5 protein-coding genes, 2 tRNA genes and 2 rRNA genes are annotated in these 15,269 nt (G+C 57.3%); 7 read left to right on the top strand and 2 right to left on the bottom strand.

Going from position 1 to position 15,269, the window contains the following annotated elements:
• Window positions 1–59 precede the first annotated feature (59 nt).
• The 4 genes from JFU47_RS13915 to rrf all read left to right on the top strand — a co-directional run bounded on the left by JFU47_RS13915 (window position 60) and on the right by rrf (window position 3,624).
• Window positions 60–136: transfer RNA gene (locus JFU47_RS13915), tRNA-Ile, on the top strand.
• Window positions 137–145: 9 nt separating this feature from the next.
• Window positions 146–221, top strand: a tRNA-Ala gene (locus JFU47_RS13910).
• A gap of 239 nt (window positions 222–460) precedes the next feature.
• Window positions 461–3,352: ribosomal RNA gene (locus JFU47_RS13905) — 23S ribosomal RNA — on the top strand.
• A gap of 156 nt (window positions 3,353–3,508) precedes the next feature.
• Window positions 3,509–3,624, top strand: a 5S ribosomal RNA gene (gene rrf / locus JFU47_RS13900).
• Window positions 3,625–3,736: 112 nt separating this feature from the next.
• On the opposite strand, the gene JFU47_RS13895 is transcribed toward rrf, so the two are convergent.
• A protein-coding gene (locus JFU47_RS13895) for an IS3 family transposase (RefSeq protein WP_201181195.1) occupies window positions 3,737–4,899 on the bottom strand; the annotation gives its coding sequence in 2 pieces (ribosomal slippage) (window positions 3,737–4,644 and window positions 4,644–4,899; 1,164 coding nt in all).
• Between the two features lie 120 nt (window positions 4,900–5,019).
• On the opposite strand from JFU47_RS13895, the gene recC reads away from it, so the two are divergent.
• The 3 genes from recC to recD are packed head-to-tail and all read left to right on the top strand — an operon-like array spanning window position 5,020 to window position 14,254.
• On the top strand, window positions 5,020–8,469 hold the full coding sequence (gene recC / locus JFU47_RS13890) for an exodeoxyribonuclease V subunit gamma (RefSeq protein WP_201183582.1): 3,450 nt from the start codon (window positions 5,020–5,022) through the stop codon (window positions 8,467–8,469).
• Complete coding sequence (gene recB, locus JFU47_RS13885; RefSeq protein ID WP_201183581.1) at window positions 8,469–12,155, top strand: exodeoxyribonuclease V subunit beta; 3,687 nt, start codon at window positions 8,469–8,471, stop codon at window positions 12,153–12,155. The genes recC and recB overlap by 1 nt, the downstream gene beginning before the upstream one ends.
• Window positions 12,152–14,254 carry an exodeoxyribonuclease V subunit alpha gene (gene recD / locus JFU47_RS13880; RefSeq protein WP_201183579.1) on the top strand — a complete coding sequence of 701 codons (2,103 nt, stop codon included), beginning with the start codon at window positions 12,152–12,154 and terminating at the stop codon, window positions 14,252–14,254. The genes recB and recD overlap by 4 nt, the downstream gene beginning before the upstream one ends.
• Here recD and JFU47_RS13875 read toward each other — a convergent pair.
• On the bottom strand, window positions 14,251–15,198 hold the full coding sequence (locus JFU47_RS13875) for a LysR family transcriptional regulator (RefSeq protein WP_140681752.1): 948 nt from the start codon (window positions 15,196–15,198) through the stop codon (window positions 14,251–14,253). The genes recD and JFU47_RS13875 overlap by 4 nt on opposite strands.
• Between the last annotated feature and the right edge of the window lie 71 nt (window positions 15,199–15,269).

Here is a 15,269-nt window from a genome sequence, read left to right as displayed (position 1 = left end):
AGAAGCAGCTTTAAGCTCCAAGCTGATAGCTCAACGCTAACAGTTACGCGCTCGAAATTGGGTCTGTAGCTCAGTTGGTTAGAGCGCACCCCTGATAAGGGTGAGGTCGGCAGTTCGAATCTGCCCAGACCCACCAATTTTGTATGGGGCCATAGCTCAGCTGGGAGAGCGCCTGCCTTGCACGCAGGAGGTCAACGGTTCGATCCCGTTTGGCTCCACCATTAACTGCTTCTGCTGTTAGAGTTTAGAAATGAATATTCCGCTGTGAATATTGATTTCTAGTCTTTGATTAGATCGTTCTTTAAAAATTTGGGTATGTGATAGAAAGATAGACTGGACGTTACTTTCACTGGTAACGGATCAGGCTAAGGTAAAATTTGTGAGTTGCTCTTTGTGAGCAAGAATCGAATTTTCGGCGAATGTCGTCTTCACAGTATAACCAGATTGCTTGGGGTTATATGGTCAAGTGAAGAAGCGCATACGGTGGATGCCTTGGCAGTCAGAGGCGATGAAAGACGTGGTAGCCTGCGAAAAGCTTCGGGGAGTCGGCAAACAGACTTTGATCCGGAGATGTCTGAATGGGGGAACCCAGCCATCATAAGATGGTTATCTTAAGCTGAATACATAGGCTTAAGAGGCGAACCAGGGGAACTGAAACATCTAAGTACCCTGAGGAAAAGAAATCAACCGAGATTCCCTTAGTAGTGGCGAGCGAACGGGGACTAGCCCTTAAGTGGCTTTGAGATTAGCGGAACGTTCTGGAAAGTACGGCCATAGTGGGTGATAGCCCTGTACGCGAAAATCTCTTAGTCATGAAATCGAGTAGGACGGAGCACGAGAAACTTTGTCTGAATATGGGGGGACCATCCTCCAAGGCTAAATACTACTGACTGACCGATAGTGAACTAGTACCGTGAGGGAAAGGCGAAAAGAACCCCGGAGAGGGGAGTGAAATAGATCCTGAAACCGTATGCGTACAAGCAGTGGGAGCCCACTTTGTTGGGTGACTGCGTACCTTTTGTATAATGGGTCAGCGACTTATTTTCAGTGGCGAGCTTAACCGAATAGGGGAGGCGTAGCGAAAGCGAGTCTTAATAGGGCGTCTAGTCGCTGGGAATAGACCCGAAACCGGGCGATCTATCCATGGGCAGGTTGAAGGTTGGGTAACACTAACTGGAGGACCGAACCGACTACCGTTGAAAAGTTAGCGGATGACCTGTGGATCGGAGTGAAAGGCTAATCAAGCTCGGAGATAGCTGGTTCTCCTCGAAAGCTATTTAGGTAGCGCCTCATGTATCACTGTAGGGGGTAGAGCACTGTTTCGGCTAGGGGGTCATCCCGACTTACCAAACCGATGCAAACTCCGAATACCTACAAGTGCCGAGCATGGGAGACACACGGCGGGTGCTAACGTCCGTCGTGAAAAGGGAAACAACCCAGACCGTCAGCTAAGGTCCCAAAGTTATGGTTAAGTGGGAAACGATGTGGGAAGGCTTAGACAGCTAGGAGGTTGGCTTAGAAGCAGCCACCCTTTAAAGAAAGCGTAATAGCTCACTAGTCGAGTCGGCCTGCGCGGAAGATGTAACGGGGCTCAAACCATACACCGAAGCTACGGGTATCACTTAGGTGATGCGGTAGAGGAGCGTTCTGTAAGCCTGTGAAGGTGAGTTGAGAAGCTTGCTGGAGGTATCAGAAGTGCGAATGCTGACATGAGTAACGACAATGGGTGTGAAAAACACCCACGCCGAAAGACCAAGGTTTCCTGCGCAACGTTAATCGACGCAGGGTTAGTCGGTCCCTAAGGCGAGGCTGAAAAGCGTAGTCGATGGAAAACAGGTTAATATTCCTGTACTTCTGGTTATTGCGATGGAGGGACGGAGAAGGCTAGGCCAGCTTGGCGTTGGTTGTCCAAGTTTAAGGTGGTAGGCTGGAATCTTAGGTAAATCCGGGATTCTAAGGCCGAGAGCTGATGACGAGTGTTCTTTTAGAACACGAAGTGGTTGATGCCATGCTTCCAAGAAAAGCTTCTAAGCTTCAGGTAACCAGGAACCGTACCCCAAACCGACACAGGTGGTTGGGTAGAGAATACCAAGGCGCTTGAGAGAACTCGGGTGAAGGAACTAGGCAAAATGGCACCGTAACTTCGGGAGAAGGTGCGCCGGTGAGGGTGAAGCATTTACTGCGTAAGCCCATGCCGGTCGAAGATACCAGGCCGCTGCGACTGTTTATTAAAAACACAGCACTCTGCAAACACGAAAGTGGACGTATAGGGTGTGACGCCTGCCCGGTGCCGGAAGGTTAATTGATGGGGTTAGCTAACGCGAAGCTCTTGATCGAAGCCCCGGTAAACGGCGGCCGTAACTATAACGGTCCTAAGGTAGCGAAATTCCTTGTCGGGTAAGTTCCGACCTGCACGAATGGCGTAACGATGGCGGCGCTGTCTCCACCCGAGACTCAGTGAAATTGAAATCGCTGTGAAGATGCAGTGTATCCGCGGCTAGACGGAAAGACCCCGTGAACCTTTACTATAGCTTTGCACTGGACTTTGAATTTGCTTGTGTAGGATAGGTGGGAGGCTTTGAAGCGTGGACGCCAGTTCGCGTGGAGCCAACCTTGAAATACCACCCTGGCAACTTTGAGGTTCTAACTCAGGTCCGTTATCCGGATCGAGGACAGTGTATGGTGGGTAGTTTGACTGGGGCGGTCTCCTCCTAAAGAGTAACGGAGGAGTACGAAGGTGCGCTCAGACCGGTCGGAAATCGGTCGTAGAGTATAAAGGCAAAAGCGCGCTTGACTGCGAGACAGACACGTCGAGCAGGTACGAAAGTAGGTCTTAGTGATCCGGTGGTTCTGTATGGAAGGGCCATCGCTCAACGGATAAAAGGTACTCCGGGGATAACAGGCTGATACCGCCCAAGAGTTCATATCGACGGCGGTGTTTGGCACCTCGATGTCGGCTCATCACATCCTGGGGCTGAAGCCGGTCCCAAGGGTATGGCTGTTCGCCATTTAAAGTGGTACGCGAGCTGGGTTTAGAACGTCGTGAGACAGTTCGGTCCCTATCTGCCGTGGACGTTTGAGATTTGAGAGGGGCTGCTCCTAGTACGAGAGGACCGGAGTGGACGAACCTCTGGTGTTCCGGTTGTCACGCCAGTGGCATTGCCGGGTAGCTATGTTCGGAATAGATAACCGCTGAAAGCATCTAAGCGGGAAACTAGCCTCAAGATGAGATCTCACTGGGACCTTGAGTCCCCTGAAGGGCCGTCGAAGACTACGACGTTGATAGGTTGGGTGTGTAAGCGCTGTGAGGCGTTGAGCTAACCAATACTAATTGCCCGTGAGGCTTGACCATATAACACCCAAGCAATTTGCTGACCTGAGAAGGCACCAGATTGCGGTGTGTGAAGACGACACAAGTCGAAAATTCGAAACGAAACACACAAATCTATCGCATACCCATTCGCTGGAGCGTGAACCTGAAAAGGCCCACGACCTGGCTACCGAATTTCTTGACGACCATAGAGCATTGGAACCACCTGATCCCATCCCGAACTCAGTAGTGAAACGATGCATCGCCGATGGTAGTGTGGGGTTTCCCCATGTGAGAGTAGGTCATCGTCAAGATTAAATTCCGAAACCCCTATCTGCTTATGCAGGTAGGGGTTTTGTTTTGTCCGCAGGAAAGTTCGTACAGCAATACCGGACGGCTTCCGGCTGTCACAGTCTCCTGTAGTGGTCAACTAATCCCGGACACGACGTTAAGTTTTTCCTCGGCCCGAGCTGGCGCCAGCCCACCGTTGAATTGGTGAGGCCGAATCCGGTTGTACCGATGCATCAAAAAATGGCTGATGTCGCGCTGTGCTTCCTGCGCAGTTCTGTAGCCTAAGGTCGGTATCCATTCAGTTTTCAAACTCCGGAACACTCGCTCCATCGGTGCATTGTCCCAGCAATTTCCCCGGCGACTCATGCTCTGGCGTATGCGGTATCGCCACAACCGCTGGCGAAACAACCGGCTTGCATATTGGGACCCTTGATCCGAGTGGAACAGCAGATCCGAAGGCCTGCCACGCTGCTCGTAGGCCATATCCAGGGCTCGGATCACGAGTTCGGCGTCCGGTTTTTCCGACAGTGCCCAGCCCACTATCCGGCGCGTGCAGAGATCCAGAACGACAGCCAAGTAATGCCACTTTCCTTGTGCCCAAATATAGGTGATGTCACCGCACCAGACCTGATTGGGGGCTGGCACATCAAACTCACGGTTCAAGGTATTCGGGATATCAAGTCTTTCTACTGTCGCTCGTTTATAGGCATGTGAGCCGGGTTGTTTACTGACTAAATCAAGCTCACGCATCAAACTGCGCACTTTGAATCGACCGAGTTGCTCACCATCTTCACGCATCAGTGACAGGATGCTGCGACTGCCCGCAGCGCTGCGACTTTGCGAGAACAGCTCACTGACCCGGCTACGCAACCGAAGCCGTTCAACATCGGGAGTGCGGCGCCGCAGGCGCTGGGCGTAGTAGCACGAGCGGGTGACTTCAAACACCTTACACAGCCAATCAACCGGCTCATGGGCACTCAACTGATCAATCAGCGCAAACGCTCGTGATCTTCCGACATCAAGAGCGCGGTAGCCTTTTTTAGTATGGATTTTTCTCGCTCAAGCCGAGCGATCCGGGCTTCCAGTTCCTGAATTTTCTGCTGCTCTGGGGTCAGCGCCTTGCTCTGCGGAGTGACGCCTTGGTGCTCTTTCTGAACCTGGTCAACCCAGCGGCGCAGCGCTGACTCACCAATGCCGAGTGAGCGGCTGGCTTCGATGTAGCTGTAGTTTTGCTTGAGCACGAGGTCAGCAGCCTCGCGTTTGAATTCAGCAGTAAAGGAGCGGCGTTGTTTGGTCATCTGACACCTCGATCTGGCGAGTATTCTCGCCTAAATGGGTGTCCGGTTTCATTAGACCACTACACTCCCGACAATGCTAAGGTTCGGCCCTAGCTTTTGTATTTTCCCAAGGAAGCCTTTATGCCGGACGCGACGTCCCTCAGTGCTGGTTTTATGGTGGTTCACGGCAACCGCCTGGACGAGTTGCGCAGCCTGGTGGTCAGCTGGATGCGGCGTTACCCGTTGGCTCCCTTGGAAAATGAAATTGCCCTGGTTCAGAGCAACGGCATCGCCCAATGGCTGAAGCTGGCACTGGCAGAAGACCCTGAAGACGATGACATGGGCGGCTGCGGAATCGCAGCAGCCATCGACGTGCAGTTACCAGGTAGCTTCATGTGGCAGCTCTATCGCATGGTGCTTGGACGTGACGAAATCCCGGCCAAATCCCTGCTCGATAAAGCTCCCTTGACCTGGCGTCTTATGCGTCTGCTTCCGCAGTTGATCAATCAACCGCACTTCGAACCGCTGCAGCGCTTCCTTACCCATGACACCGATCTACGCAAACGCTATCAGTTGGCTGAGCGGCTGGCGGATTTGTTTGACCAATACCAGGTGTATCGGGCCGACTGGCTTGAAGACTGGGCAGAAGGTCGCCATCAATTACGAAATGGCAGAGGCGAATCCAAACCTCTGACCCCGGCTAACTGCTGGCAGGCAGAGTTGTGGCGAGCGCTGTTGCTGGATGTGGGTGAACAAGGCATGGCGCAAAGCCGAGCCGGCGTCCATCAACGGTTTATCGAGCGCATCAACAGCCTCGACGTAGCCCCAAGCGGATTGCCTTCACGGGTGATCGTTTTCGGGATTTCTTCACTGCCCGCACAAGCCCTGGAAGCACTGGCGGGTCTGGCCCGCTTCAGCCAGGTTCTGCTCTGCGTGCACAACCCGTGTCGTCACCATTGGGCAGACATCGTCGCCGATAAAGACCTGTTGCGGCATCAATACAAGCGTCAGGCTCGCAAGAGCGGAATGCCGGTTGTGCTCGACCCGCAAACCCTTCACCAGCATGCCCATCCACTACTGGCGGCATGGGGCAAGCAGGGGCGGGACTATATCAATCTGCTCGACAGCTACGACGATCCCAACAGCTATCGCTCGGCATTCCGCGATGGCCGTATCGACCTGTTCAGCGATAGCCAGCCACAGAACATGCTCAATCAATTGCAGGACGACATTCTTGAGTTGCGTCCCTTGAACGAGACTCGCGAGCGCTGGCCAGCTGTCGATCCGGCGATGGACGAGTCGATCCGTTTTCACATTGCCCATAGCGCCCAGCGCGAAGTGGAGATCCTCCACGACCAGTTGCTTGCACGCTTCAGTGCTGATCCAGACTTAAGGCCTCGCGATGTGATCGTGATGGTCCCGGACATCGACAGCTACGCACCGCATATTCGTGCGGTATTTGCGCAGCTTGAACGCCACGATCCGCGTTTCATTCCCTTCACGCTCGCAGATCAAGGCCAGCGTGGTCGCGACCCGTTACTGATTGCTATCGAACATCTGCTCAAACTGCCCGACAGCCGTTTCCCCGTGAGCGAGATCCTCGATCTGCTGGATGTTCCTGCACTACGCGCTCGCTTCGGTGTAGAGGAACGTGATCTGCCGACCCTGCACCGTTGGATCGAAGGCGCAGGCATCCGCTGGGGCATGAATGCCGAGCAGCGCGCGGGTCTCGGTCTGCCGCAGGAGCTGGAACAAAACAGTTGGCGTTTCGGCCTGCGACGGATGCTGCTCGGTTATGCCGTGGGCAGTGCCAGTGCTTGCGAGGGTATCGAACCCTACGACGAGATCGGTGGTCTGGATGCCGCGCTCATTGGGCCTTTGGTCGCGCTGCTGGACGCATTGGAGATTGCCCATCAGGAGCTCTCTCTACCCGCAGCTCCCAAACAATGGGGCTTTCGATTGCACGCACTGGTTCAGTTGTTTTTCCTGGCCAGTAACGAGCATGACGACTACGTGTTGGCCCAACTCGAAGAGCTGCGTGAAACCTGGCTTGAGACCTGCGAGTCAGTTGGTTTGTATGATGAGCTGCCGTTGACCGTGGTCCGTGAAGCCTGGCTCGCCGGTCTCGACCAAGGCCGCCTGTCCCAGCGTTTTCTGGCCGGCGCGGTTAACTTTTGCACCTTGATGCCCATGCGAGCGATCCCGTTCAAACTGGTCTGTCTGCTGGGCATGAATGACGGGGACTACCCGCGTGCACAACCGCCACTGGACTTCGACCTCATGGGCAGTGACTACCGCCCTGGCGATCGCTCCCGACGTGAAGATGACCGCTATCTGCTGTTGGAAGCCCTGTTGTCGGCACGTGATCAACTCTATATCAGCTGGGTCGGTCGCAGCATTCGCGATAACAGTGAACGCCCTGCGTCGGTACTGATTGGCCAATTGCGAGATCATCTGGCCAGCGGTTGGCGACTGCATGATGTCGACGAAGATCTGCTTGAGGCCATCACTCAGGAACATCCACTGCAACCGTTCAGCGCCCGCTACTTCCATGAAGGCGATGATTTGTTTAGTTACGCGAATGAATGGCAGGTGCTGCATCAAACCAGTGAGGCGTCGACTGATATCGAGGTCCTTGATCCCTATGTTCAGGAGGAGCCGCTAAGTCTCGGTCAACTGCAGGACTTCCTGCGTAATCCTGTGCGACATTTCTTCAGTCAGCGTCTGAAAGTGTATTTCGAAGCGGCTGAAGTGCCCTTGGCTGATGAAGAGCCATTTGTACTCGACGCGTTGCAACGTTACAGCCTCAGCGACAGCTTGCTCGAAGCGGCGCTGGGACATCTGGACAGCACCGACCAGGTACTGGAAGCACAGGCAAAACGTTTGCAAAACAGTGGGCTTCTGCCCATGGCCGGGTTCGGCGAATGCCTTCAGCGAGAGTTGATCGAACCGTTGCCGGATCTGCTGCAGCGTTACCAACAGCTTTTGGCGCTATGGCCAACGCCGCTCACCAACGCTCTGCCAGTGAGTCTGGAATTGCTGGGTCTGCGCCTGGAAGGTTGGCTCAGCGGCCTGCATCAACGTGCGGACGATGGTTTGCTATCAGTCACTACAATCCCCAACAGCATCGGCTCAATCAAATCGCGCAAATGGCATCGGCTGACACGGCCATGGGTCAATCATCTGGTTGCCTGCGCCAGTGGTATGGCGATGACCACCGCGTTGGTGGCCAGCGACGACAGTCTGCTGCTCGGTCCTATGCCGGAGGATGCAGCCTTGCGGATTCTGGGCGACCTGTTAATGGCTTGGCAAACGGGCATGCGTCAACCACTGCCGATTGCGGTGAAGACCGGCTTCGCATGGCTTGGTCAAACTGATCCGGTCAAAGCCCAGGCTGCAGCCCGCAAGGCCTATGAAGGCGATGGCTTGACTACCGACGGCGAGCGTCGCGAAAGCCCGGCACTCGCCCGACAGTTTGCCGACTTCGACTCGCTTGCCGCAGACGAAACGTTCCCGGATTGGTGCAACGCGTTGTACCGGTCGCTGCTTGAAGCGCCTTGGCGCTCATTGAACAGCGAGGAGGCGCGCTGATGATCACGAAACCTCTGGCCTTGGCATTTCCTCTGCGTGGTAGCCAACTGATCGAAGCGAGCGCCGGGACCGGCAAGACCTTCACCATTTCCGCGCTTTATCTGCGTCTGGTCCTTGGCCTCGGCGCAGAGTCGAGCGGCTTCGGACGTGAACTGTTGCCGCCGCAAATCCTCGTTGTGACGTTCACCGATGCGGCGACCAAAGAATTGCGCGAACGTATCCGTACGCGTCTTGCTGAAGCTGCACGGTTTTTCCGTGATGAAACACCGGCGCCCGATAGCCTTATCGCGGAACTTCGTAACGAATATCTACCCGAGCAATGGTCCGGGTGCGCGAACCGTCTGGACATCGCCGCGCAGTGGATGGACGAGGCGGCAGTTTCGACTATCCACAGTTGGTGCCAGCGCATGTTGCGCGAACATGCGTTCGACAGTGGCAGCCTGTTTACACAAACCCTGGAAACCGATCACAGCGATTTGCTGGGCGAAGTCCTGCGCGATTACTGGCGCCTGTTTTGCTACCCGATGCAAGGTGATGCGCTGAGCTGGGTGCGGGGGAATTGGGGTGGTCCGGCGGCATTGCTGCCGCGAGTACGTGGTTTGTTCGCCAGTGAGCGAGACAGTGTTGAAGGTAAAGAGCCTGCCGAGCTGATCACGGCGTGTCTGCAAGAGCGACGGGCAGCCTTGCTCGAACTCAAGATGCCCTGGCGCCAGTGGGCAGACGAATTGCTTGCCATCTGTCACCAGGGGGTTGCAAGCAAAAGTGTCGATGGTCGAAAAATGCAGGCGCGCTATTTCGAACCCTGGTTTGAAAAGATCAGGGCCTGGGCCGAAGACGAATCCCTTGAGCAACTGGATATCGGCACCGGCTTCACGCGCCTGACTCCCGAGGGTATGGCCGAAGCCTGGAAGGGCGAAGTACCCAGTCATCCCGGGCTGGACGCCATGCCCGGCCTCAAGGCCAGTCTCGATGGATTGCCGACACCTGATGCCGCTGTGCTGCAACACGCCGCCCAGTGGGTCGGTACACGGTTCGAGGAAGAAAAGCGTCGCCGTGCGGAGATGGGCTTCGATGACATGCTGCTGCGCCTCGATGCTGCGTTGCAGTCCGATGGCGGTGAGCGGCTGGCGACCCTGATTCGCGAGCAGTTCCCGGTGGCGCTGATCGATGAGTTCCAGGACACCGACCCTGTGCAGTACCGGATCTTCGAGAGCATCTATCGCATCGAAGACAACAATCCCGAATGCGGTCTGTTTCTGATCGGCGACCCCAAGCAAGCGATCTACGCATTCCGCGGTGCCGACATCTACACCTACCTGCGCGCTCGCCAGGCCACCGCTGGCCGGCTGCATACCCTGGGTACGAATTTCCGTTCCAGCCATGGCATGGTCAGTGCGGTCAACCATGTGTTCGAGCGCGCCGAGTCTCGTGAGCTGGGACGCGGCGCGTTCCTGTTTCGTAAAAAGAACGGTGAGAACCCGGTACCGTTCCTGCCCGTCGAGTCCCAGGGACGCAAAGAAGTTCTGCACGCTCATGACCAGGTCGTGCCTGCCCTGAACATCTGGCACCTGTCCGCCGATCAGCCGCTGTCCGGCGCGACGTACCGACAACAACTCGCCGCCGCCTGCGCCAGTGAAATCACCGCATTGCTCAACGGCGGGCAACAAGGTCGCGCGGGTTTCATACAGGACGGCAAAGACTTCAGAGGTCTGCTGCCAGCGGATATCGCGATCCTGGTCCGCGACGGTAAAGAGGCCCAGGCTGTGCGCGGCGAACTCTCCGCTCGTGGCGTGCGCAGCGTCTATCTGTCGGACAAGGACTCAGTGTTCGCTGCCCAGGAAGCCCACGACGTACTGACCTGGCTCAAGGCCTGTGCCGAGCCGGATGTCGAGCGTCCACTGCGGGCCGCGTTAGCCTGCATCACGTTGAACCTGTCGCTGGCTGAACTGGAGCGGCTGAATCAGGACGAACTGGCCTGGGAAGCGCGGGTCATGCAGTTCCGCCATTATCGCGAGCTCTGGCGCAAGCAGGGCGTCTTGCCAATGCTGCGGCGATTGCTGCATGACTTCCAGCTGCCTCAGACATTGATCATGCGCAGTGACGGCGAGCGGGTGCTGACCAATTTGCTGCACTTGTCCGAATTGCTGCAACAAGCGGCCGCCGAGCTCGATGGTGAGCAAGCGCTGATCCGTCATTTGTCCGAGCATCTGGCACTGTCCGGTCAGGCCGGCGAAGAGCAAATCCTGCGCCTGGAGAGCGACGAACAACTGGTCAAAGTCGTGACCATTCACAAGTCCAAGGGGCTTGAGTATCCCTTGGTGTTCCTGCCGTTCATTTGCTCGGCGAAGCCGGTGGATGGCAGCCGTCTGCCGCTGCATTACCACGACGCCACGGGCAAGGCCCAAGTGACCTTGAAACCGACAGCCGAGTTGATTGTTCAGGCGGATGATGAGCGTCTTGCCGAGGATCTGCGCTTGCTTTACGTAGCCCTGACCCGGGCGCAACACGCCTGCTGGCTCGGAGTGACGGATCTCAAGCGCGGCAATAACAACAGCTCGATGCTGCACCTGTCAGCATTGGGCTATCTGATGGGCGGCGGAGCGCCATTGGCCGAGTCGGCAGGCTTGAAGCGTTGGCTGGAAGACCTGCAGCAGGATTGTGCAGCGCTGAGCTACGGTGAAATGCCTGAAGCGACCGTCGAGCACTACCATCCGCCGCGCAACGATGCGACGTTGCTTGCTCCGCTGATACCCAAGCGCAAGGCCAGCGAAAACTGGTGGATTGCTTCCTACAGTGCCCTGCGCATTGGCGACAGCATGAGCGTGGGCACTGATGAAGCGCCGGAGAACCCGCAAGCGCAAAAGCTCTTCGACGACGAACGCCTCGATCCCCAGGCACCACGAGAAGTGGTGGCCGGCGGCGCTGATATCCATCGATTCCCTCGTGGCCCGAACCCCGGCACCTTTCTCCATGGTTTACTCGAATGGGCCGGTGACGAAGGTTTTGCCGCCACACCGCAAGCGGTGGAAGACGCCATTGCCCGTCGTTGCAACCGACGTGGCTGGGAGGGCTGGATAACCGCCCTGAGCGACTGGCTGCAGCACCTGCTCGCGTCCCCGTTGCATATCGGCGGCGGGCAGGCCCCCGTGGTATTCGAGCAGCTCACCCAGTATCGGGTCGAGATGGAATTCTGGTTCGCCAGTCATAAGGTCGATGTGCTCAAGCTCGATGAACTGGTGCGTCAATACACCCACAACGGCGTGGCCCGAGTGGCTGCCGAGCCGGTGTTGCTCAATGGCATGTTCAAGGGCTTCATCGACCTGACGTTCGAGCACGACGGCCGCTACTACGTCGCCGACTACAAATCCAACTGGCTGGGCGTCGATGACGCGGCCTATACCGAGCAGGCCATGGAGCAGTCGATTCTCGACAACCGTTACGACCTGCAATATGTGCTGTACCTGTTGGCCCTGCATCGCCAGCTCAAGGCGCGACTTGCCGATTACGATTACGACCGGCATGTCGGTGGTGCGTTGTACCTGTTCCTGCGCGGTACACGCGCTTCCAGCCAGGGCGTGTATTTCGCCCGTCCTCCAAGAGAGCTGATTGAACGTCTGGACCGACTGTTCCAGGGCAAGCCAGAACCCAGGGCCGAACCCGCCTGGGAACAGGGAGTTTTGCTATGAGTCGCACCTTCGCTGATTTGCTGCCCACTTCGTTGACAGCCGAAAGCCTGGCGGATCTGGCGCCGCTGAGTCGCGCCGATGACTTGCTCTTGTTGCTGACGCGCTGGGTTGAGCGCGGCTGGCTGCGAGCGCTGGACAAAGCCTTCGTCGCTTTTCTTCATGAACTCGCTCCCGGCGATGATCCACTGGTGCTGCTGGCCGCTGCGTTGGCCAGTCATCAACTGGGCCACGGTCATGTGTGCCTGGATGTGTTCGAGACGCTCAAGGAGCCGGACTTCGCCCTGTCGCTGCCGCCGGAAGGTGATGTGCAAAGTGGCGCGATGTTGTTGCCGTCGCAATTGCTTGAGGCGCTGGACGGTGCCCATTGGTGCAAGGTCCTGGCCTCCAGCAGTCTGGTCGCATTGGCAGTCGACGGCCGCGAGGCGGCGCAGCATCGGCCATTGGTGTTATCGGGCAAACGCCTGTACTTGCGTCGCTACTGGGCTTACGAACGGCGAATCGACACCTCGCTGCGCCAACGCCTGGTCGAACACGAATCCACGCCGGATGATTTGTCCCAGCGCCTCACCCGTTTGTTCGGCCCAGCTCGGCCCGGCGAAGTGATTGACTGGCAGAAACTCGCCTGCGCCCTCGCAACCCGCAGCGCATTCAGCATCGTTACCGGTGGCCCGGGGACCGGCAAGACGACGACGGTCGTGCGTTTGTTGGCGTTGCTCCAGGCGCCGGCAGTGGAGGCGGGCAAGCCGCTGCGAATTCGTCTTGCTGCACCCACCGGCAAGGCTGCAGCCCGCCTGACGGAGTCCATCAGTCAGCAGGTCAGGACTCTGGAAGTCGATGAAACCGTGCGAGTGAAGATCCCGTCAGACGTCACCACCGTGCACCGTCTGCTCGGCAGTCGCCCCGGTACTCGACACTTCCGTCACCACGCCGGTAATCGCTTGCCGCTGGATGTGTTGGTGGTGGACGAAGCCTCGATGATCGATCTGGAAATGATGGCCAACCTGCTCGATGCATTGCCGGCCCATGCCCGTCTGGTGCTGCTCGGTGACAAGGACCAACTGGCATCGGTGGAGGCCGGCGCCGTGCTGGGCGACCTGTGCCGCGACGCCGAGGCCGGTTGGTACAGCCCACAGACTCGCCTGTGGCTGCAAGCGGTCAGTGGTGAAAGCCTGGATGCCAGCGGTTTGCAGGAAGACACCCAAGGCACTCATCCCCTGGCCCAGCAAGTTGTGATGCTGCGTCATTCACGTCGGTTCGGCGAGGGCAGCGGCATCGGCCAACTGGCTCGTTGGGTCAACCAGCAGCAACCCGAGGAAGCCCGCAAGTTGTTGGCAGCGCGAAGCCATGACGACGTCTTTTCCCTGCCCCTCAAGGGAGAACAGGACCGGGCGCTGGAACGCTTGCTGCTTGAGGGGCATGGCGATGGTCCGCAGGGTTATCGCCATTACCTGAGTCTCTTGCGCAGCCTGCGGCCACCGCTCGACAGCACGCTTGATGATCCCTGCTGGACCGATTGGGCGCGCCAGGTGCTGCAAGCCTTCGACACCTTCCAGTTGTTGTGCGCCGTACGCAAAGGGCCGTGGGGCGTGGAGGGGTTGAATCAACGCGTGACCGCCGCGCTGCTCAAGGCTCGGCTGATCGACAGCGACCAGCAGTGGTACGAAGGTCGGCCGGTGCTGATGACTCGCAACGACTATGGTTTGGGTTTGATGAACGGCGACATCGGCATTGCCCTCAAGCTACCGGAACGTGTTGGGCCGGAGGCAGGGAAGCAGGTGTTGCGTGTGGCGTTCCCGCGTAATGATGGTCAGGGCGGCGTACGGTTTGTTCTGCCAAGCCGGCTCAACGATGTCGAAACCGTGTACGCGATGACAGTGCACAAATCCCAGGGCTCGGAATTTGCTCATACGGCGTTGATTCTGCCGGATGCCCTGAACCCTGTGCTCACCAAGGAGTTGATCTACACCGGGATTACCCGGGCCAAAAACTGGTTCACCCTGATCGAGCCGCGTACCGGCGTATTCGAAGAGGCGGTGCGGCGCAAGGTCAAGCGCTTGAGCGGGTTGATGCTGGAGTTGGATGAGGTGAGCGCCGACTAATCGGCGAACAGCATCTCCCGACTTTCGCCCATCAACAGACTCTGATTTTGCTCTGTGACCGAACGGATGTAATCCCACAACAGGGTGATCCGCTTGAGCTTGCGCAGGTCCTCGCGGCAGTACATCCAGAACTGTCGTGTGATGTTGATCTCTTCCGGTAACACCGGCAGTAACCGCGGGTCCTGGGCCGCCAGAAAGCACGGCAGAATCGCCAGCGACCGCCCTTGCTGCGCAGCCACGAATTGCGCAATCACGCTGGTGCTGCGCAGGTTGGCACTGGCGCCGGGCAACACATTTGCCAGGTACAACAGCTCCGAGCTGAACGCCAGATCGTCGACGTAACTGATGAATGAATGTTTTCCCAGGTCTGCCGGGCGGCGGATCGGTGGGTGCTTGTCGAGATAATCCTGAGTCGCGTAGAGCTGTAATTTGTAGTCGCAGAGTTTGCAGCAGACGTACGGACCATGCTCCGGGCGCTCCAGGGCGATGACGATGTCCGCCTCGCGCTTGGACAGGCTGATGAAGTGCGGCAGTGGCAGGATGTCCACGGAGATCGCCGGGTAGGCGTCGACGAAATGGCTCAGCTGCGGGGTGATGAAAAAGCTGCCGAAGCCTTCGGTGCAGCCCATGCGCACATGCCCGGATAACGCGACCCCGGACCCCGAAACCTGCTCGCAGGCCATGTGCAGCGTGCTTTCAATCGACTCGGCATAACCCAGCAACCGTTGGCCTTCGGTGGTCAGGACAAAACCACTGGTCCGGGATTTCTCGAACAGCAACGTGCCCAACGCCGCTTCCAGCGAGCTGATGCGCCGCGACACGGTGGTGTAGTCGACCGCCAGGCGCTTCGCCGCGGTGCTGGCCTTGCGGGTGCGGGCGACTTCAAGGAAAAACTTGAGGTCATCCCAGTTCAACGAGCCTAGAGACGTGATGTTTTTTTGCATGATGGACCGGCTTTTATGTGCGTTCTTATTAGAAGTTTGCACATCTATACTCCAAAAACAGTCCGACAACC

The organism is Pseudomonas sp. TH39(2020), from assembly GCF_016650715.1.
GTDB lineage: Bacteria > Pseudomonadota > Gammaproteobacteria > Pseudomonadales > Pseudomonadaceae > Aquipseudomonas > Aquipseudomonas mandelii_C.
This window is presented reverse-complemented; position numbering and strand designations above follow the sequence as displayed.

Excerpts from the sequence above, each read along its gene's own strand:
- recD (WP_201183579.1), top strand. The coding sequence starts at position 12,152 with ATGAGTCGCACCTTCGCTGATTTGCTGCCCACTTCGTTGACAGCCGAA.
- recB (WP_201183581.1), top strand. The coding sequence starts at position 8,469 with ATGATCACGAAACCTCTGGCCTTGGCATTTCCTCTGCGTGGTAGCCAA.
- JFU47_RS13875 (WP_140681752.1), bottom strand. The coding sequence starts at position 15,198 with ATGCAAAAAAACATCACGTCTCTAGGCTCGTTGAACTGGGATGACCTC.
- recC (WP_201183582.1), top strand. The coding sequence starts at position 5,020 with ATGCCGGACGCGACGTCCCTCAGTGCTGGTTTTATGGTGGTTCACGGC.